Annotated in this window: 19 protein-coding genes and 1 pseudogene; 1 reads left to right on the top strand and 19 read right to left on the bottom strand. The window is 61.0% G+C overall.

The genetic code is table 11. The features are described from left to right. Positions 1 to 22: 22 nt before the first annotated feature. The 7 genes from ugpC to IVA92_RS13140 form a co-directional block, all read right to left on the bottom strand. Positions 23 to 1,135, bottom strand: a complete 1,113-nt coding sequence (gene ugpC / locus IVA92_RS13110; protein WP_247277957.1) for a sn-glycerol-3-phosphate ABC transporter ATP-binding protein UgpC — start codon at positions 1,133 to 1,135, stop codon at positions 23 to 25. Beyond that, a complete protein-coding gene (locus IVA92_RS13115) occupies positions 1,135 to 1,962 on the bottom strand; it encodes an HAD-IIA family hydrolase (protein ID WP_247277958.1) in 828 nt (275 codons plus the stop codon). The genes ugpC and IVA92_RS13115 overlap by 1 nt, the downstream gene beginning before the upstream one ends. Continuing rightward, positions 1,955 to 2,725 (bottom strand): SDR family oxidoreductase, encoded by a 771-nt coding sequence (locus tag IVA92_RS13120; protein ID WP_247277959.1) that lies wholly within the window; start codon positions 2,723 to 2,725, stop codon positions 1,955 to 1,957. Before IVA92_RS13120 ends, IVA92_RS13115 begins: the two co-directional genes overlap by 8 nt. Continuing rightward, the gene (locus IVA92_RS13125) at positions 2,722 to 3,663 is read right to left on the bottom strand and encodes a ribokinase (protein ID WP_247277960.1); all 942 of its coding nucleotides are present in this window, start codon (positions 3,661 to 3,663) and stop codon (positions 2,722 to 2,724) included. Before IVA92_RS13125 ends, IVA92_RS13120 begins: the two co-directional genes overlap by 4 nt. Continuing rightward, positions 3,660 to 4,520: a carbohydrate ABC transporter permease gene (locus tag IVA92_RS13130; RefSeq protein WP_247277961.1), complete on the bottom strand. Its 861-nt coding sequence runs from the start codon at positions 4,518 to 4,520 to the stop codon at positions 3,660 to 3,662. Before IVA92_RS13130 ends, IVA92_RS13125 begins: the two co-directional genes overlap by 4 nt. 11 nt (positions 4,521 to 4,531) lie before the next feature. Further along, complete coding sequence (locus IVA92_RS13135; RefSeq protein ID WP_247277962.1) at positions 4,532 to 5,473, bottom strand: sugar ABC transporter permease; 942 nt, start codon at positions 5,471 to 5,473, stop codon at positions 4,532 to 4,534. 81 nt (positions 5,474 to 5,554) lie between these two features. Beyond that, on the bottom strand, positions 5,555 to 6,940 hold the full coding sequence (locus IVA92_RS13140; RefSeq protein WP_247277963.1) for a sugar ABC transporter substrate-binding protein: 1,386 nt from the start codon (positions 6,938 to 6,940) through the stop codon (positions 5,555 to 5,557). 127 nt (positions 6,941 to 7,067) lie between these two features. On the opposite strand from IVA92_RS13140, the gene IVA92_RS13145 reads away from it, so the two are divergent. Beyond that, positions 7,068 to 7,259, top strand: coding sequence for a hypothetical protein (locus IVA92_RS13145; protein WP_247277964.1), 192 nt, complete (start codon positions 7,068 to 7,070; stop codon positions 7,257 to 7,259). A gap of 1,587 nt (positions 7,260 to 8,846) precedes the next feature. On the opposite strand, the gene IVA92_RS13150 is transcribed toward IVA92_RS13145, so the two are convergent. The 12 genes and pseudogenes from IVA92_RS13150 to IVA92_RS13205 all read right to left on the bottom strand — a co-directional run bounded on the left by IVA92_RS13150 (position 8,847) and on the right by IVA92_RS13205 (position 18,250). Further along, entirely contained in the window at positions 8,847 to 9,275 is a 429-nt protein-coding gene (locus IVA92_RS13150; RefSeq protein ID WP_247277965.1) for a formyltransferase family protein, read from the bottom strand. A gap of 8 nt (positions 9,276 to 9,283) precedes the next feature. After that, entirely contained in the window at positions 9,284 to 10,324 is a 1,041-nt protein-coding gene (gene hypE / locus IVA92_RS13155; protein WP_247277966.1) for a hydrogenase expression/formation protein HypE, read from the bottom strand. Further along, positions 10,321 to 11,463 carry a hydrogenase formation protein HypD gene (hypD, locus tag IVA92_RS13160; RefSeq protein ID WP_247277967.1) on the bottom strand — a complete coding sequence of 381 codons (1,143 nt, stop codon included), beginning with the start codon at positions 11,461 to 11,463 and terminating at the stop codon, positions 10,321 to 10,323. Before hypD ends, hypE begins: the two co-directional genes overlap by 4 nt. Next, a complete protein-coding gene (locus IVA92_RS13165) occupies positions 11,460 to 11,696 on the bottom strand; it encodes a HypC/HybG/HupF family hydrogenase formation chaperone (RefSeq protein WP_247277968.1) in 237 nt (78 codons plus the stop codon). Before IVA92_RS13165 ends, hypD begins: the two co-directional genes overlap by 4 nt. Then, positions 11,696 to 13,945, bottom strand: a complete 2,250-nt coding sequence (gene hypF / locus IVA92_RS13170) for a carbamoyltransferase HypF (RefSeq protein WP_247277969.1) — start codon at positions 13,943 to 13,945, stop codon at positions 11,696 to 11,698. The genes IVA92_RS13165 and hypF overlap by 1 nt, the downstream gene beginning before the upstream one ends. Beyond that, positions 13,942 to 14,826, bottom strand: a complete 885-nt coding sequence (gene hypB, locus IVA92_RS13175; protein ID WP_247277970.1) for a hydrogenase nickel incorporation protein HypB — start codon at positions 14,824 to 14,826, stop codon at positions 13,942 to 13,944. The genes hypF and hypB overlap by 4 nt, the downstream gene beginning before the upstream one ends. Beyond that, positions 14,826 to 15,167, bottom strand: coding sequence for a hydrogenase maturation nickel metallochaperone HypA (gene hypA, locus IVA92_RS13180; protein ID WP_247277971.1), 342 nt, complete (start codon positions 15,165 to 15,167; stop codon positions 14,826 to 14,828). The genes hypB and hypA overlap by 1 nt, the downstream gene beginning before the upstream one ends. Continuing rightward, complete coding sequence (locus tag IVA92_RS13185) at positions 15,160 to 16,248, bottom strand: nickel-dependent hydrogenase large subunit (protein ID WP_247277972.1); 1,089 nt, start codon at positions 16,246 to 16,248, stop codon at positions 15,160 to 15,162. Before IVA92_RS13185 ends, hypA begins: the two co-directional genes overlap by 8 nt. Continuing rightward, on the bottom strand, positions 16,245 to 16,760 hold the full coding sequence (gene hybE / locus IVA92_RS13190) for a [NiFe]-hydrogenase assembly chaperone HybE (RefSeq protein WP_247277973.1): 516 nt from the start codon (positions 16,758 to 16,760) through the stop codon (positions 16,245 to 16,247). Before hybE ends, IVA92_RS13185 begins: the two co-directional genes overlap by 4 nt. After that, a complete protein-coding gene (locus IVA92_RS13195) occupies positions 16,757 to 16,957 on the bottom strand; it encodes a rubredoxin (RefSeq protein ID WP_247277974.1) in 201 nt (66 codons plus the stop codon). The genes hybE and IVA92_RS13195 overlap by 4 nt, the downstream gene beginning before the upstream one ends. Further along, positions 16,954 to 17,811, bottom strand: coding sequence for a hydrogenase expression/formation protein (locus IVA92_RS13200; protein ID WP_247277975.1), 858 nt, complete (start codon positions 17,809 to 17,811; stop codon positions 16,954 to 16,956). The genes IVA92_RS13195 and IVA92_RS13200 overlap by 4 nt, the downstream gene beginning before the upstream one ends. Further along, positions 17,808 to 18,250, bottom strand: a pseudogene (locus IVA92_RS13205) (hydrogenase accessory protein). The gene IVA92_RS13200 and the pseudogene IVA92_RS13205 overlap by 4 nt, the downstream one beginning before the upstream one ends. Between the last annotated feature and the right edge of the window lie 188 nt (positions 18,251 to 18,438).

The following is an 18,438-nucleotide window of genomic DNA, read 5'->3' on the forward strand; positions in this document are numbered from 1 at the left end:
TTTTGCACGGCAGGTCCAATAACTAGCCCCAATTTGCGGGCGCGTGCAACCGTCGCAGCGCCTTTCCGTTCGCCATGAAGAGATGGCAGTCCACAGGCGAGGCTGCAAGACGAACCTTGCCAAGCCCCCTGGGGGGCTCGGCCTTTGACGCCTTTGCAACCACTGTTTCATTTCCAGCGTTGCCGTAGATGTATGTGACGCTGCCAAGATGCTCGACAAAATCGACGTCGAGTTCGATTGCGATCTCCTTCCTCACCGCCGAAGACGGAGAGAAATCATCAGGCCGAATTCCGAGCGTGATCGGCTTGCCGACGAGCAATTGATCCGGCTGGACGGGCACGGAGACCGTCGTCCCCGCGTCCAGTTTGACGTCCAGGCCCGCCTCGTGTGCAGCCTCGATGTGGCCGTTGAGAAAATTCATCTTGGGCGAGCCAATGAATCCCGCCACAAATCGGGACGCAGGATTGTGATAAAGATCATGCGGGCTTCCGACTTGCTCAATATTGCCGTCCTTGAGCACGACAATCTTGTCGGCCATCGTCATGGCCTCGACCTGGTCGTGCGTCACATAGATCATGGTGTTTCCAAGCTGCCTGTGCAGCTTGGCAATCTGGACCCGCATCTGCACCCGCAATTCCGTGTCAAGGTTCGACAGCGGCTCATCGAACAGGAACACCTTGGGTTCGCGTACAATCGCGCGCCCAATGGCCACCCGCTGGCGCTGTCCCCCTGAAAGTTGTCGAGGTTTACGATCTAACAGATGATTGATCTGCAACAGCGATGCCGTCTCAACGACTTTGGTATCAATCTCGGCCCTCGCAGCCTTGGCCATCCTTAGGGGAAAGGCGAGGTTCTCTCGCACCGTCATGTGCGGATAGAGAGCGTAGCTCTGAAATACCATGCCGAGGTTACGGTCGGCCGCGTCAACATTGTTGACGACCTCATTGTCGATCAAGAGCCGACCACCGCTGATGCGCTCCAACCCTCCGATCATTCGTAGCAGCGTCGACTTGCCCGAGCCCGATGGTCCAACGAAGACGGCGAATTCGCCATGATCGATGGTCAGGTCGATGTTCCGCAGGATCTGGATGGTCCCGAACGCTTTACTCACGCCTTCCAAACGAACATCGGCCATCACGCTCTCCTCTGTCGCGAGCTTCCAACCAGCGCCGGCGCCACCTCGATCTCCGCCAGACTGGATACGACGAAATCGGGCGGCATCAGTGATGAATCCTCTCGGGGCGGAACGCCGGTGGTCACCAGCACGGTCAGCAACCCTGCACGGCTCCCGGCCTGAATATCCGTCGGAATCTGGTCGCCAATCAGCAATGTGGCACTGCGAGCGGTGCCCAGGCGCGCAAGTGCCGTCTCAATCATGTGCGGCTCGGGCTTACCAACGATCAGGGGCTCAACTTTCGTGGCAGCAGCCACGGCCATGATCGTCGCGCCAGCTCCGGGCTCGAAACCTCCTGCGGTCGGCAAGAGGAGATCGGGGTTGGTACCGATGAACACCGCTCCGTCCAAAATCGCTTCCACCGCAATCCGCATCTTTTCATGCGTGATCTGACGGTCCAGCCCCATGACGACGGCATCAGGTTTCCGATCGGTGACCTCGAGCCCGATGTCGGCGATAGCCTTCACGAGGGATGGCGCGCCGATGACAAATACACGCGCAAGGTCCTGGTATTTCGCGCGGAGGAGTTCGGCGGCGGTGACAGCACTCGTAACAACGTTTGTCGGCGCGATGGCAAGGCCAAACGCCTCCAGTTTGCGGACGACGTCCTCTGGCGTGTGCGTTGAATTGTTTGTCACGAAGCAGAACGGCAGTCCCGCCGCCTGCCATCGTCCAAATACCTGGATAGCATCGGCAATCGCAGCACTCCCGCGATAGACCACGCCATCCAGATCCGAAATGATGCCTTCTATTGGCGGCCAGTTGATGCGAAAGCCCGTGTTAGCCATTCATCAGCATCCCGCCATTCACGTGAACGATCTGCCCGGTCATATAGGAAGCTGCAGGACTTGCCAGAAAGACGGCAAGACCTGCGATATCCTCCGGCACCCCGACCCGCCCCAAGGGAATCCGGCCGCTGTGGCGAGCTTCGGTCTCCTCACGCGGACGTCCATGCATCGGCGTATCGATAATCCCGGGCGCGATTGCGTTCACATTGATGTTGAGGGGCGCGCATTCATAGGCAAGCAGTTTGGTAACGTCGTGAACGATTGCCTTCGACAAGCAATAGTCGGCGCCACCGGCCTGGTAGTTGAAGACTGCCCCCTGTGAGGACAGTGAGGAACCGACGTTGACGATGCGGCCTCCCCTGGCTTGCATGAAGCGCTCGATCGCTAATTTCGAGCATCGCAGAACAGCAACCGAGTTGATCTGGATGGTGCGCTCGATCGTCGCGGCACTGCCTTTTAGGAGCGGCTGGGCAGACTTGATGCCGGCATTGTTGACCAGCACATCGAGCCGGCCAAAGTTCTTGGCAATCTCATCGAGGACCCGGGCGACGTCCTCCTCGCGAGTGACATCCATTGCCATGGGCAGGACGCCGTTGCCATAGCGCAAGCTTGCCAAAGTGTCTCTGAGGTTTGCAAGGTTCGTGTCAGTGGCAAGGACGTTCGCCCCTCCTGCCCTAAATGCATTCACAATGGCAGACCCGATGCCGCCGCCGGCTCCGGTCACGAGCACCGTTCTACCAAAAACTGAGAACTGTTCAGTCATTCCAACTCCAAGATCGTTTGTGACTTCAGAAACTCGTCAACCGCCTCCGCGCTCGGCATGGAGCTTTGAGCGCCGCGCCGTGTCACACAAAGCGAGGCCACGGCCAGCGCCTTCCTCACTGCTTCCCTTAACGGCAGCCGCTGGGCGAGTGATGCGGCGAACGCTCCGTTGAAAGCATCTCCCGCGGCCGTGGTATCAATCACCTTGACGGGAAAGGCCCGAAGCGCAAAAGACGTTTCCGCATCGGCATAGTATACGCCTTGTGCACCCAGGGTGATCAGCGCGGCACTCGGCCCGAGATCAACAAGCCTCATGGCTGCGTGCGCGGCGCTGTTGAAGTCGTACACCTCGATCCCCGTCAGCTCAAAAGCTTCGGCCTGGTTCGGCGTCACGAAATCAACACTTCGCCAGGCCGCCGATGAAAGCCCCGGCCGCACCGGCGCCGGGTTGAAGATGAGCTTAAATCCCTTCTCGCATTTCATTTCGAAGAGCCGATTGAGCGCTCCGATCGGCATGCCCATTTCGGCGACCACGATCGCATCGGGCTCTATGAATTGCGCCGCGCCCTCGATCATATCTGGCGTCACGTTCAGATTGGCGCCAGGGTCGATGACAATCATATTCGAGCCGTCGTCACCGACCATAACCATGGCCGAACCAGAGATCTCGCCCGCACAGATCTTGATGGCATCCGCGCGAACACCGGCCTCGCGCAGCGACTGCAACAGGGAGTGCCCGGCTTCGTCATCGCCAAGACGCGTGTAGAAGTGTGGCTTGAGCCCGAGCCGGGCAGCGGCAACGGCCTGATTGGCGGCCTTCCCTCCAGGGTTGCGGGTCAATGTGCCCATCAGGCTTTCACCCGGCGTTGGCAGTCGCTCGACACTGAAGCAGAGATCGATATTTGTCGTTCCAAAGAACATCAATGGCCTGACACTCATTTTACGGCACCGAAGGTGAGGCCACGTTCGAGGTGACGCTGGCCGATAACGATCAAAATGACGGGAATGATCATTGTCAGGACCAACCCTGCGGCCATGACAGGGTAGAACTGCACGCCGGGGTTGAGCAGCTTGAGAAGAGCCACCGTCACCGGCGCCTTGGTCGAGCTGAGGATGAGACCGAGCGCGAAGTTGTGCCAGGCAAGCAGAAAGATGAGCAACGAGGCACCGATCAGGCCGGGCTTCAAGAGCGGCAGCACGATATGCAACATGACCCGGAAAGGTCTCGCGCCATCCATCGCGGCTGCCTCCTCGATATCCTTTGGGATGTCTTCAATGTAAGAGCGGCTCAGCCAAACCATCATCGGCAGTGTGACGACCTGATAGACCCAGATCATGCCGAGATAGGTGTCATACAGTCCGACCGTCTGGAAAACGCTGAAGAGCGGGATGACGACCAGAAACACCGGGGCAAAGCGAAATCCAAGAATGAAGAAGGCGATATCTTCCTTGAAGGGTATATCCCGCCTCGCCAGAACGTACGCCGCAGGAACTCCCACAGCTAAGGAGACGAGAACGGAGCCGAGCGCTATCACGACACTGTTCGTGATCGGTGTCAGGAAATCGACTTTGATGGTTCCGTAGCTGGTCGCCCCCGCCTTCGCCACATCGAACAAGACACGAAAGTTGTCCAATGTCGGCGAGAACACGAAACTCGGCGGCCAGGCCATGATCTCGGCCTGCTGCTTCAACGACATCATCACGATCCAGACAAGTGGAAAGGCCAGGATCAATGCGCACAGTGAGACGAGCAGGTTCAGGACCAGATTGGTGGCAGTCGAACGTCTGAAGCGCATGTGTTGCCTTTTCAGCTGACGCGCTGCCGAACGAAGCGCCACAGCTTAACCATGGCGAACGTCCCGACCAGCACGATCATCCAATTGACCACCATAACTGCGGCCCCACGCCCGAAGGCGAGATTCTGGAACGCTGTAATGTAGGCGCGCACTGAAAGCACGGCGGTACTGTTGCCGGGCCCTCCTTGCGTTGTGCCGAAGATGATGTCGAATTGATTGAGGGATTCGATCAACCGAAACACCGCGGCGATCAGAATGTAGGGAGCGATAAGCGGCAGCTCGATGTGCAGGAAGATTGCCCATCCCTTCGCGCCATTGACGCGCGCCGCCTCCCTGATCTCATCATTTATACCCTGCAGGCCGGCAAAAATGATCAACGCGAAGAACGGCGTATAGGTCCAAACGTCGATCAGGACGAGCGAGAACATTGCGGTCGCAGGGTCTGAAATCCAAGCAAAACGGCTGATGCCGGCAAGGGACAGCAGATAGTTCATGATCCCGCTTTGCGGGTCCATCATCGTCGTCCACATGAGCGCGACGCTCATTGGGGGTAGGACGAGAGGCAGGAGAATGACGGGCCTCATCAGGCGCGCAAGGAAGACTTCCGTGGCGAACAGCTTGGCAAGTGCGAGACCGAGCGCGGCTTGCACAAATACCGCCGATCCGGCGTAAACAACGGTCGCGCGGACGCTGTTCCAGAAATCGGCTGTCTTGATCAGGGCTGCGTAATTGTCGAGGCCGATGAAGCGGACCAGCGGCCGCCCAAACTTGAGGTCAGTCAACGATTGAAACACGCCATAGAAGAACAGGAAAAGAAATCCGAGCAATATGATGATAGCAGGAGCGATCGCAGCAATGCTCCACCAGTCGAGACGCGCCTCCTCAAGACCCCTTGCCGCCTCATGTTTTGATGGGGCAAGTTGGCTGGTCGAAGACTGCAGTGTCGCGATCACGTCGGATCCTCGAAGGTCCATCTCATTGACCCTTAACATGTGAAGAGGCGGCAATTACGACTGCCGCCCCTTGCTTATGCTTCACATAGAGGAACGGATCTCTGATGCGAGGTCAGCCAAGGTTGTCTTTACATCGGCTCCATTGACCATCTTCTGCATGGCAACCGCCCAAGCATTCATTGCTTCGGCAAAGCCTACTCGGGGCGTAAAGGCCAATGCAGCCCTCTCCTGCACGCTCTTGAACGTGTCGACGAAGTTGTTGAATTCAGGCTTGGCAGCATATTCGAGCCAAGCCTTGTCGGCCCAGGTGGAGGCGCGCGGAGGGTTGACGAGCTTGCCGGCAACGGCACCATTCAGCTCGACCTGCTTTGACGTTGCCCATTGGATGAACAGCCAGGCCGCACCCTTCTTCTGGGAAGAAGCGTTCATCGCAAGCGACCAGATCCAGATGTTGGATTCGAAGTTCTTGCTGTTCGGAGCACGCAAGGAGGGTGCGAAGGCGATCTTCCCCGAGGCTGGCTTGCCGGCCACGTCGTTCCAGAACCCGAACATGTTGGAATCGATCGCCATCGCGGTTCGTCCTGAGTTGATACCATCGACCACTTGGTACCAGTTGTCGTTGGCAAAGGACGGAGCCGCACATTTCCTGATCATGTCGACATAGTCCTTGTGGAACGCGATCGACTCTGGCGACTCCAGACCTGTCTCGAGCTTGCCATCCTTGATGAGGAAATCATGTACGCCGTAGGATTTGGCAATCGAGATGGCGGCGGTGTGGATGCTGCTCCAAAAGCGGACGCCGCGCACGCCCAACGGCGTAATCGCGCCGTCCGCAGCCTTCAGCTTTTCGCACGCCGCGGACATCTCTGGCGGGGTCGTCGGAACCTTGAGGCCGTACTTGTCGAGGATGTCCTTACGGTAGAACAGCTGGATGTTCTCAAAACCATGCGGGATCGCCCAAACCTGCCCGCTTCCGGGCTCGATCTGGCCCTCCTTGACTTTCCAGGTCAGGGCATCCCGCAGCGCAGGGAAGAAGTCCTTGTAATCATAGCCTGCAGCGGTGAGTTTTGGATCGTTCAGATATCGATCGAGCGGCTCAAGCAACTGGCCCGGCGCGAGATCCCAAGCGGGCTGAATCCCCGTGCCCACGACGTCCCAGCTTGGTGACTTCGTGCTCAGTTGGATCGTCAGCTTATTCCAATATGCGTCGTCCGGATAAAGCTCCGGCGTCACCTTGATGCCGGTGAGCTTCTCGAACTCAGGCAGCTGGGCTGCGACCGCGTCGGCGTACGGATGAATGTCGTAGGCCCAGACGATCGATGCACCTTCGAACTGCCGCCAGTTGATGTCGTCCGCCTTGGCGTGAGTAGACGTCATGGCCGACCCGGCCAAAAGCGTGCAGCATATAAGAGCTTTTCTGACAAAATCGGCAGAATGGCCGCAACCAGCGGCGAGCTTCCTTGGCATGATCCCCTCCGATGGGCTCTTTGGCCCGTAAACCACGCGCCCTCCTCATCCGAAAGGCCGCAGTGGCGGGAACGCTAGCGGTCATTCTTCCGTCGTAACCGGCTTTTCGAACTCAGGTTGGGTAAAATTGGGTAAGGTCAAAAAGTGGATGATTCAGCACAGAATCGCGGATTGGGAGAAAGCTCCGCCGGGCCAGACGGGTATTGAAGTTAGAGGCATGGAAGCAGTGATGCTGCACATTTATTCAGCGCATGCAAAACGGCAGGCTAATGATCAGCTTGCCGCGCAGCGTATGCCGGTTCGGCTCGAGCGTCTATGATGACTTCCACTGAACTGCTCAAGAGCACTGAGCGCAAGGCTCGTCAGGGGTTGGGTTGATCGTGCAAATCAATTCCTCGAGTTGCGCTCAAGCAGCCTTCGCGGAGGTCCTGGCCCTAAACAGGCCCTCGCATTGAACGCGAGGACCCGTTTCGATCTACGGGCTCCGCAACCCGATAGAGCGAAGCGTTTGCTGCAACGCGTGATCAATCGTCGATAATTGACTAAGCCTCAGCAGCAGCAGTTCATTCAACGAGTTTATTTGGCATTGAAGGTTCTCGCGCACGCGCCGGTCATCAACGCTCCCAGTCATGCTCTCAATGGTCCTGAGACATTCGCGCAAACTCTCGATGCTCCGTCGCAATGTTTGACAATGTCTCCTGGTCTCTGAGATCTGGTTTCTCTCCTCGAACGGAACAGTGATGATGTTTGCGCCCGCAACTTCTGACGAAGTCTCAGCTGTATCCATTTGATTCCTTCATTTCGGATTGTGCTGCCCGTTGATCTTCCTTCATGACGGTGGAAGCGCCTACTAGGCAGCTTTAGGGTACGCGAACCATCATCAGGAACTTCTCGACTCGGGTCTTCAGTCGCCGCTGTCGTTGGACCGCCTCTGTGCCAAGACAAGCAGCTGGATTAAAGCCGAACAGGCGTCCGTTGCGCCGCGTTTGACGTCGGCAATGCATCCCATTGCCGCCTTACGCTCCTGCTGCACGTTTCGGGAAATGCCTTTGCGTGGCTGGCTACCCCCTGCTCTCAACTGCAGACGGGATCGCCATGAGATTTCCGAGACCCGGCTTATGATCCCGCCGATCTTCTGGATTGCGAGGGAACCTACGGCCGACTGCATATCATCGATTTGTGGACTGATCTCGCCAGTCTCAAGCCGTCCGCAACCGACGAAGCCATTTATGGTCGGCTTCCCGCCGCTCCCTGAACCGGTCGACGCATTTCTTGGAGCAAAGTGCCGTTCGCCAGCTGTAGTAGCGTACGAGCCCAAACCTTCGACCGCACATTGCGCAGAACTTTACTGAACCGTGCTGGGAACGATAAGAGCTATCGTGCATTCTCGCCTCCTGTCGGCGTTACGTGGGTGCCTCCTGCATCTTCTTCACCGCAGCACTGACCTACGGGACGACAATGCCAAGCCTCTCGGCGCACGATTGGCGCAAGAGTCTGAGTGCGCCCTCCTTGGCGACCGGAACATTCAATTTGAGTGCTTCGCCGTGACTGCTGAACCTAACGATACCTGAATCTTAATTGATGCAACAAACAGGGTCTTAACTGTGAAATCCTGCGCTCTGACCCGCATTCTCGGCGCAAATCAACAGATCGAGCCAGTAGGGCGCGTATAGCTGCATCGCCTGGCGCAGGGTGCGCCAGTCTTTTTAACTGGCGAGATCCGATATCCCCTGGCTATGAGGTCGGTGAGATGTAAACTTGAAGGCTGCTTTGGCGAAGCCGAAGCGCCTGCCTTCGTCAGAAAAGCATGCGGAGCAGATCGAATCCCGCCTTGGGAGCCCCCGCCTGCATTCGATGAGACAGAGGCAAGATGGGCGAGATTGCCAACGTCGATTATTGTTTGAAATCATCGCAGCGGAATGACGCTTTGAACGCGGTCTGCAGCGTGTCCGTGGTTAGGGAAGAAAGCCAGCGCAATCGCTCGAGCCGACGAGACCCAGATCGGACCGGCGTCGAACTCGCCATCCGCCTGCAGCACCGTGACACCCCACTCCGCGACGCCCTCGAGAATGGCCCGGTCGAGAGCCGCAGGACCGCGGTCACCTGGCGGGCCGGGGTGCACGATGAGGCAACGCACGCCAGCCAGACATCGTCCGGGATCGGCCTTTTCAAGAACGGCGCGATAACGAGGTCGGCGGATACAGCGCAACACTTCGCGGGTCACGTCGGGATGGATATCGAGCTCGACCGAGATCTCATGGCTACGCTCGCAGAGTTCGACATGCAGCCGCTGCGTCAGGTTGTTCAAGGAATGCGACAAAAGCAGAATGCGCATCCTGAGCCTCAACAGATCCGAGGTAATTGTTCGCCCGACAGCCAGTCGACGATCCTTCCGCCGCCAAAGCTCGTCGCCATCTGCACGAAATGGTGGTCGTCTGCCACGGCCTCGCCGATCTCGGCGGCATCACGGCCGAACGGATGCACCCGCATCGCCGCAAGCACGGCTGCTGCAACCTCGGGCGCCACGATCGCTGCGAGCTTGCCTTCGTTGGCGACGTAGAGCGGATCGAGCCCGAGCAGTTCGCAGGCCGCAGCAACACCTGGCTTCACCGGGATCGCCGCCTCCTGAAGTCGGAAGCCGAGGCCGGACTGCTGGGCGATCTCGTTCAGCGTCGCGGCGAGCCCACCGCGGGTGGGATCGCGCATCAAACGGATGCCCTTGCCGCCGGCCGCCAGCATGCTCGCCACGAAATCATGCAACGACGCGGAATCCGAGACGATCTCGGTCTCAAAAGCGAGGTTCTGGCGTTTGGACATGATGGCGACGCCATGGTCCCCGAGCGTTCCAGAGATCAGGACTCGATCGCCCACGCGGGCATTCCCAGCAGAGAGGTCGAGCCCGGCAGGCACGGCACCGACCCCGGCTGTCGAGATGAACAGGCCGTCGGCCTTGCCGCGCTCGACGACCTTCGTGTCACCGGTGATGATGTAGACGCCCGCGGCTCGCGCAGCCTCGCCCATGGAATCCGCAATCATCTTCAGGTCGGAGAAACGAAAACCTTCCTCGATGATAAAGCTCGCTGAGAGATAGAGGGGCCGCGCGCCGGCCATGGCGATGTCGTTGACCGTGCCATGCACGGCGAGCGAGCCGATATTGCCGCCCGGAAAGAACAGCGGCGAGACCACATAGCCGTCGGTCGTCATCACCATGCGCCCGGCGCCGACATCGAACGCAGACTGGTCGTTGCCGCACGCCAGCCATTCATTGCCGAAGGCCTCGTGGAACAGGCCCGAGATCAGTTGCGACATCGCGCGGCCACCGGATCCGTGGGACAGGTCTACGCAGCCGTTCCTTATGTCGAGCTTGCGCTGATCGGCTTTCATGACGCCCGCCGTTGCTGATGATCGCGGAAGCGGCCGTAAGTCCAGTGTGCCGCACATGCACCCTCGGACGAGACCATGCAGGACCCCATCGGCGTCTCCGGCGTGCACACCGTGCCGAACAGCTGGCAGTCAACCGGCTTCTTCACGCCGCGCAGGATGGCGCCGCATTCACAGGCCGGATTGTCGGCAACGCGAAGCTCGTTCATGTCGAAGCGGACCTCGGCGTCGTATTTGGCGTACGCCCGCTTCAGCTTGAGCCCGCTATAAGGCACTAGGCCGAGACCGCGCCACTCGAACTGATCGCGCAGCTCGAAGATGTCGGAGACCTCCTCCTTGGCGCGCAGATTGCCGTCACGGGTCACTGCGCGGCTATACTGGTTCTCCACCTCATGCCGGTGCTCGTTGACCTGCCGCACCAGCATCAGGATCGCCTGCATCATGTCGAGCGGCTCGAAGCCCGCGATCACCACCGGCTTGCCGAATTCTTCGGCAAAGAACTCGTAAGGCTCGGTGCCGATGATGGTCGAGACATGGCCCGGCCCGACGAAGCCGTCGATCTCGACGCGGCCGATATTGCGGATATCGGGGCTTTCCAGGATCTTCTGCATCGCCGGCGGCGTCAGCACATGATTGCAGAACACGCTGAAGTTCTTGAGCTGCTTCTTCTCAGCGAGCCGGATCATCACGGCGGTCGGCGGCGTCGTGGTCTCGAAGCCGATGGCGAAGAACACGACCGCACGGCCGGGAATTTCCTCCGCAACACGGATTGCATCAATCGTGGAATAAACCATACGGACGTCGCCGCCGCGCGCCTTCGCCTTCAGCAGCGAGGCACCCTGCGAGCCCGGCACCCGCATCAGGTCGCCGTAGACGCAAAGGATCACGTCCGGCCGCTCGGCGAGCCGGATCGCCATGTCGATGCGTCCCGCTGGCAAGACGCAGACAGGGCAGCCGGGGCCGTGGATCATCCGCACGTTCTTCGGCAGCATGTCCTCCAGCCCGTAGCGGGAGATTGCATGCGTGTGGCCGCCGCAAAATTCCATGAAACGATAGGATTTTTCCGGATCGGCCTCCGAGCGAATCGCCTTCGCCAATCCCAGCGCGATCTCCTTGTCGCGAAACTCGTCGGCATATTTCACTGCGTGGCCTCCCGGCTTTCGGCGCCGATTTCACGCAACAGCCCCAGCGTCCGCTGCGCCTCCTCCGGATCGATCTTGGTCAGGGCGTAGCCCACATGGATGATCACGTAGTCGCCGACGGCGAGGTTTTCGATCAGCGCCACCGAGATCTCCTTGCTGACGCCATCGATCGAGACGACGGCCATGTCGTCGGGCAGGAGCTTTGTGACCTCAGCAGGTATCGCGAGACACATCAGGCGTTTCCTTCCGGGCCTTGCTGTTCGAGGAGTTGGAGCGCGGCGACCCAGGCCTGCCCGAGGCTAAGGCCGCCGTCATTGGACGGCACCTGGCGAGGCAGCAACGGCGAGAGCCCGGCGGCGACGCAGCCGCGCCCGATCTCGCTTGCGAGGATCGCGTTGAGGAAGCAGCCACCGCTCAGGATGACGGTCGTTACGCTGGTCTCCAGTGCCGCGCGCGCGATCCAGTCGATGCAGGCGGCGGCGAAGGTGCCATGGAAGAGGTCGGCCCCATCGACCGGATCGACCGCAAGGCGCTCGAGCAAGGGGAAAAGAGACAGCACGCCATTCTCGATCGTCCAGCCGTCCTCCGCGAGGCGCGGTGTGCGGACACGCGCTTCCAGCTTCATTGCGGCTTCGCCCTCGTAACTCTGCACCGGACAGAGACCAAGCAGCGCCGCCGCCGCGTCAAACAGCCGGCCGGCGCTGGTCGTCGTCGCCACGCCGGGCTGGTCGAGCATAGCGCAGAGACGCGCAGCCTGCGGCTGCATCGCAAAGCGCTTCGCAATCGCGTCGCCGCGCCGCAAGGCGTGCAGCACGCTCGCGGCCATGCGCCACGGCTCGCGCGTCGCGCGATCGCCACCGGGCATCTTCATCGGCGCCAGATGTCCGAGCCGCCGGAAGCGTGCACCATCGCACGAGAGCAACTCGCCGCCCCAATTGCCACCGTCGCTGCCATAGCCGAAGCCGTCGAGCACCAGCGCCAACGCTGGCCCTGCGACGCCATGTTCCGCCATCACGGATGCCGCATGGGCATGGTGATGCTGGACCGCGATCAGCCGCCTCCCGCTGGCTTCGGCGAAACGCGTCGAGGCCATGTTCGGATGCAGGTCGTGGGCGATGACGACCGGCTCGATGTCCAGCGTCGAGAGCAGGTGATCCACCGTCTCCTCGAAAAAGCGAATGCCTTCCGCGGTGTCGAGATCGCCGATGTGCTGGGAGACGAAGGCTTCGTTGCCGCGGATGACGGTGACCGTCGACTTCAGCGCGCCGCCGACCGCAAGCACCGACGGGACGGACTTCGCGAGCCTAATCGGCTCGGGAATATAGCCGCGGGCGCGGCGGATGAACTGCGCTCGGCCCGCGACCACCGACACGACAGAGTCGTCCGCGCGGGTGACGATGTCGCGGTCATGCGTGACGATCAGGTCGGCGATGCCGGCAAGCCGCCGTTTGGCCTCGTCATTGACGACCACCAGCGGCTCGCCGCCAGGATTGGCGCTGGTTGCCACGATCGCCCAACTTGCGCCGTCCGCTCGCGGATGCGCCGAATTGAGCGCCTTCAGCACAAGATGATGCAGCGGCGCGACGGGCAGCATGACGCCGATCCGCGACAGCTCCGGCGCAATCGCGGGCGGGAGCATATCGCGGGATCTCATCAGCACGATGGGCCGCGGCGAGGATTCCAGCAGCGCGAGCCCGACCCGATCGATTTCAGCGATCTCGCCGACCACATCCGTCGAACCGACCATCACGGCGAACGGCTTCTGATTGCGATGCTTCCGGCGCCGCAGACGCCACACAGCCGCATCTTCACGGGCATTGCACAGCAATTGATATCCGCCGAGCCCCTTGATCGCGACGATCCTTCCATCAGCGATCGCAGTGGCGATCTGCTTGGTATCATGACTGATCCTTGGCCCACAGCGCGGGCAGGCAATTGCTTCGGCGTGGAAGCGACGGCTCGCCGGATCGGCATAGTCTGCTGCGCAGGCCGTGCACATCGCGAAGCGTCTCATCGCGGTGGTACGGCGGTCATAGGGCAGCCGCTCGGCGATGGTGTAGCGCGGGCCGCAATGGGTGCAATTGACGAAAGGATAGAGATGGAAGCGGCTCGCCGGATCAAACAGCTCGCTCAGACACTGCGGACAGGTCGCGGCATCGGCGGCGATCCGGGTCGAGACCTTGCCCTGCTCACTGACGCGGATGTGGAACTCGTCGCTTTCGGTGATGCCGACCGGTTGCACGGAAATCTTGTCTATCCGAGCCAGTGGCGGTTTTTCCAGCGGCAGCGCATCGACAAAATCGGCGGCGCGGTCGCCCTCGACCTCGATCACCACGCCACCGGGATCATTGGCAACGAAGCCGCCGAGCCGATAGCGCGCGGCGAGGCCGTAGACGTAGGGACGAAAGCCCACGCCCTGCACGGCGCCGCGCACCTGCAGGCGCAGCCGTGTTCGGTCTCGCGCCATGGCCTCGCCGCTCATGCTGATCCCGACACGGCCATCTCGGTCGGCTTCATCTGTGCAATCCGCTTGCGAATCCAGGCATAGAATGCCGCAAAACCCTCACCGGAGCGCGCCGACACCGTCGAAACCTCAATCTTCGGACTGACCCGGCGCGCATATTCGATCGTCCTTGCAAGATCGAAGTCGAGTACGGGCGCAAGATCGATCTTGTTGATCAGCATCAGAGAGGAGGCTGCGAACATGTCCGGATATTTCAGCGGCTTGTCCTCGCCTTCCGTGGTCGAGAACACCACGATCTTGCAGGCCTCGCCGAGATCGAACGCCGCGGGACAGACGAGATTACCGACGTTCTCGATGAAGAGGATGCCGCCGTTAAGCCAGGGCAAGCGGTTATAGGCTTCGCCGACCATGGCGGCATCGAGATGGCAGCCCTTGCCGGTATTGATTTGGATCGCCGGCACGCCGGTCGAGCGGATCCGTTCGGCATCGTTGGAGGTCTGTTGATCGCCTTCGATCACGCCAATCGGAAAGCTGTCCTTCAGCTCGGACACGGCACGAACCAGAAGCGAGGTTTTTCCGGCGCCGGGGCTCGAGACCAGGTTGAAGACGAGCACGTCGTCGGTTCGGAAGCGCGCGCGGTTGTCGGCGGCAAGCCGATTGTTCTTGCAGAGAATGTCGCGATCGACCTGGATGATGCGGTCGCTGCTCATGCCGGCGATCTGCTGGCCTGCCGGATTGGCGCTGCAATCGACCAGCCCGCTATCACCGGGCGCGTGATCATGATGATGGTGATGGTCGTGGCTGTGCCCATGATGATGCGAATGATCGTGCTCATGGGAATGATCATGGGTGTGTTCGATGGACGCTTTGGCATCACTGCAACCGCATACCGTGCACATCAATCGACCTCCAGCTCCCTCACGCGCATCTCTTCGCCGCCGGTCGCCTGCAATTGATAGCTGCCGCAGGACGGACATGGCTCATAGCGCTGCTTGATCTCGACGCCTTTGGAGCAGGCCATGCACCAGGCCGCCCCCGGCGTCTCGACGATCTCGAGCCTTGCCCCTTGCGCAATGGTGGGCGCGGCGACGGCCTCGAAGCAGAACTTCATCGCCTCAGGCGCAACATGGCTGAGCGCACCGATCTCCAGGCACACGACGTTCACCCTAGCGAAGGCGCGCTTGCGCGACTCCTCCTGGATAATCTCGATGATTCCTTCGCACAGCGCTATCTCATGCATGGCCGATCTCGCGGAAGCTGAGGCTGAAGCCGACGCACGGATCGAACGAGCTGACGAGCGTGCGGACCGCATGCAGCCCCTGCCGGCCCCCGGCGAGAACGGATCCCTGGAGGCTGCGAACCAACGGCCCGCGGGCATGGAAATTCCACTCCGTCGGGGCCAAGAATTCGAAGCGGACGATGCGGTCTTCATCGTCGAGCTCGACGGCATGATACAGCCGGCCCCGCGCGCATTCGACGGCACCCGCGCCTCTGCCGGTCCCCAGCCGGTAGCTCTGGAGGACGGCATCCTCGACTGTCCCATCGTCCGCCTCTAGGAAGGCGCAGAGCCGCGCCACTTCCGCGATCCGCGCCTTCAGACGCTCGGCGGGCCCCGCGCCCGGCGGCAGGATCGGCTCACGCCCAACCCGCCGTGCCCAGACGCCGGTCTCCGGAATCCGGCCATGGAGATCAGGCGCATCGGAGAATATCGCGCCATCGGCAAGCAGCCGCATAACGATTTCGAGATCGTCGGCTGCCGACAGGAATGACTCTTCGACCACCGGCGGCAGCAAGGCATGCCCATCGAAATTCGCAAGATGTACCGCCAGCGCGCTGCCGGCCCCGGGGGTTTGCTCCTCGCTCGCGATCCCGAGCGCGGCGAGCGATGCCCTGATCTTCGCCACCGCCTCACGGCGCGAGACCGCCTCCCCGCGCTCGGCGATGCTGCCACCCAGAACGGCCGTGGCCTCCATCATGGCACGAACGGCTGCGGCGCCGTCAAGCGTGAGACGGCCAACGAACAGGCCGCGCAACAATTCGGTCAGGCGTTCGGCGACGACAGCGACGACGCGACCGTGCTCGATCTCGAGACTGGCATGCTCGCCCCGCGCCGCCTCGACCGCGGACAGGAAAGCTACCTGATGCGCCATTGAGCACAGGGAGAACAGACGCGACAGCACCGACGGCAGTGACGAGGCCGGCTTTCCCGCGAACAAGCGCGTCAACGGCGGCCGGCTGCGCGGCCGGATCGCGACGTCGGCAATCGTGCCGCCGGCGAGCCACACCGTGATGTCGATCTCGTTGCGGAAGGCCAGACTCATCCGCACCGCTCCGTCAGAACACCGCGCAGGAAGTTACGCCGATCGATCGGGCTTGTTGCGGGCTCGCGACGACGGACCGCCTCCTCGCTGTCGGCCGGCAGCATCAGCTCGGCGAGGGTCGCTTCGGCCGTCGCCCGCGCGGCGACCATGTCCGCGAACTGGAACATCGGCGAGAACAGCGAGCAGCTCGCGATCAGGCCCATTTGTCCGACCTCGCTGAGAGTGAATTCGATATCGCCCGCAGGGAAGCGGATTCGCAGGCTCGGGCCCGACGTATCCCGCGCGATCGCGCTCGCCGGCATCACCACGTTCATGAACCAGGGCGTGACCATGATGCCGGTGGTCGTGCCGTTGAACCAGCGGAAACCGACCGCTTCGACGCCGAGCGCGTCGTTGTAGATCGGCAGATCGCGCATCGCGCGCTCGCCGATCTCCCGATAGCTTCCTGCCAAGAGCTCGCCCCACGCGTCGGCGTCGGCGGCGCTGGCAGGAATTTGCGCATCAGCCGTCATGACTCGATCGCCATGAACTTGGATTTTGGAGAGTCGCAGTTCGGGCAGCGCCAGTCTTCCGGCAACGCCGCGAACGGAGTGCGGGGTTCGATCTGTGCCACCCCGTCGCCATCAGTGGGGTCATAGATCGTCCAGCAGATGCCGCATTCCAGCCGCGTGACATCGGCGACGTCCTGGCGCTTCTCGAACCCGCTCATTTGAAATAGGTCTCGATGATCTCCTGAAGCCGCTCAGCCGAGTCCTCGAAGTCCTCGTCAGCCGCAATCGCCACCGTCGGCACGCCGCCGACCTCCAGCGTATCGAGGATGATGGCGTCCATGGCGTTGAAGAACTGCACCGACCAGACATTGCGGATGCCCGTGGAGAGCACCCGGCAGCTACCATAGCCGCGAGAAACCAGTTGGATCGGCCCGTTCTTGATCGTGTCCTGGAGAAAACTCATGTCGACCGGGCTCATCGGCAGCAGCGTGAAATTGATGATCTGCGAGCGGATGCCAGGCCGCCATGCGAGCGCCCGCTCGCGGATTTCCGCAAGCACCGGCAGCACGTTCATGGCACCTTCGGGGGCCTGCCCGATCTCGAAATCCGCAGCCGTGAGATCGGCAGCCGCGCGCTTCACGATCTCCGGGATCGGCCCGACCTCGAGATATTCGTGATTGGCGTCGAGCCGCACGCGCCAGATCCCGGCCAGCACAGATTCCTGGATCTGCGCCAAAAATCCATCGGGCAGCGCAACGACGGCGGCCACTTCGCCCTCGCCCATCACGTCGACAATCAGCTTGCGCTCGAGATCGTTGAGATTGGCAAGCCGGAACAGTTGCGTCGGCATGTCGGCCTTCTGGCTCGCGATCGCTGCGGCCACCTTCGACAACAGCTCGACGGCGTTCGGGCAGATCCTGGCGAGTTCCGCGCTGTCGAGCGTGGCAAGCTTGGCCAAGGCTCCGGGGGCGGTCAGGCTGCCGCTCGTCGCGTTCAGGTTCTCATCGCCGATCGGAAACACGTTGATCGGCTGCTCCGCCCCCTCGGGCGCAGTCCAGAAGCCCGCTTTCATAGTTCGACACCTTGGCGGTGTTGGGGAACGACGGTTGTCATGACAACGCGCTCGTGCCGCGCGGACGGTCGATCAGCTTGGTGATGCGGTCGACATAGATCGACCAGTCCTGGATCTTCGCGATCAGCCCGAGTGTCTCGCCCTTGGCGACGAAGATCAGCGTCGGCTGCACGCGTACGCCAAAACGCTGGCCGAGTTCGCTCTCGGCACCGCAGGCGATCACCGCGGCACGCAACCGCCCCTTGAATGCCTCGATCAGCTCCGGCAGCACGACCGCGACGTCGGTCGCCTCCGGAAAACGCGCGGGGTCTCCTGCCGACAGCAACACGGCGATGGCGCGGGCCTCGTCGGTCGTATTCAGAAAACGATCGACCGTCGCAGCATCCACCTCCGGCAAGCCACGCCGCGCCAGTTCCTGCCTTCCCTGCTGCAATTTCATCAGACCTCCCCTGACAAGCTTATGATTCTGCTGGGAATAGGGATCAGCAAGGTACGTGCCAAGGACGGTTATCACCTTTCCTAATTTATCTAGTTGATTTGAATCATATATTTCCACGACAGAAGATGCATCGATCCCAGGACGGAAAGCTAATTTCCATATCGGATGAATGAACCTAGCAGATAGAA

It is taken from the genome of Bradyrhizobium sp. 154 (genome assembly GCF_023073875.1).
Lineage (GTDB): Bacteria > Pseudomonadota > Alphaproteobacteria > Rhizobiales > Xanthobacteraceae > Bradyrhizobium.

What these genes read in the sequence shown, in the direction of transcription:
- ugpC (WP_247277957.1), bottom strand. Translation starts at nt 1,135, where the DNA reads ATGGCCGATGTTCGTTTGGAAGGCGTGAGTAAAGCGTTCGGGACCATC.
- IVA92_RS13115 (WP_247277958.1), bottom strand. Translation starts at nt 1,962, where the DNA reads ATGGCTAACACGGGCTTTCGCATCAACTGGCCGCCAATAGAAGGCATC.
- IVA92_RS13120 (WP_247277959.1), bottom strand. Translation starts at nt 2,725, where the DNA reads ATGACTGAACAGTTCTCAGTTTTTGGTAGAACGGTGCTCGTGACCGGA.
- IVA92_RS13125 (WP_247277960.1), bottom strand. Translation starts at nt 3,663, where the DNA reads ATGAGTGTCAGGCCATTGATGTTCTTTGGAACGACAAATATCGATCTC.
- IVA92_RS13130 (WP_247277961.1), bottom strand. Translation starts at nt 4,520, where the DNA reads ATGCGCTTCAGACGTTCGACTGCCACCAATCTGGTCCTGAACCTGCTC.
- IVA92_RS13140 (WP_247277963.1), bottom strand. Translation starts at nt 6,940, where the DNA reads ATGCCAAGGAAGCTCGCCGCTGGTTGCGGCCATTCTGCCGATTTTGTC.
- IVA92_RS13150 (WP_247277965.1), bottom strand. Translation starts at nt 9,275, where the DNA reads ATGCGCATTCTGCTTTTGTCGCATTCCTTGAACAACCTGACGCAGCGG.
- hypE (WP_247277966.1), bottom strand. Translation starts at nt 10,324, where the DNA reads ATGAAAGCCGATCAGCGCAAGCTCGACATAAGGAACGGCTGCGTAGAC.
- IVA92_RS13165 (WP_247277968.1), bottom strand. Translation starts at nt 11,696, where the DNA reads ATGTGTCTCGCGATACCTGCTGAGGTCACAAAGCTCCTGCCCGACGAC.
- hypF (WP_247277969.1), bottom strand. Translation starts at nt 13,945, where the DNA reads ATGAGCGGCGAGGCCATGGCGCGAGACCGAACACGGCTGCGCCTGCAG.
- hypB (WP_247277970.1), bottom strand. Translation starts at nt 14,826, where the DNA reads ATGTGCACGGTATGCGGTTGCAGTGATGCCAAAGCGTCCATCGAACAC.
- hypA (WP_247277971.1), bottom strand. Translation starts at nt 15,167, where the DNA reads ATGCATGAGATAGCGCTGTGCGAAGGAATCATCGAGATTATCCAGGAG.
- IVA92_RS13185 (WP_247277972.1), bottom strand. Translation starts at nt 16,248, where the DNA reads ATGAGTCTGGCCTTCCGCAACGAGATCGACATCACGGTGTGGCTCGCC.
- hybE (WP_247277973.1), bottom strand. Translation starts at nt 16,760, where the DNA reads ATGACGGCTGATGCGCAAATTCCTGCCAGCGCCGCCGACGCCGACGCG.
- IVA92_RS13195 (WP_247277974.1), bottom strand. Translation starts at nt 16,957, where the DNA reads ATGAGCGGGTTCGAGAAGCGCCAGGACGTCGCCGATGTCACGCGGCTG.
- IVA92_RS13200 (WP_247277975.1), bottom strand. Translation starts at nt 17,811, where the DNA reads ATGAAAGCGGGCTTCTGGACTGCGCCCGAGGGGGCGGAGCAGCCGATC.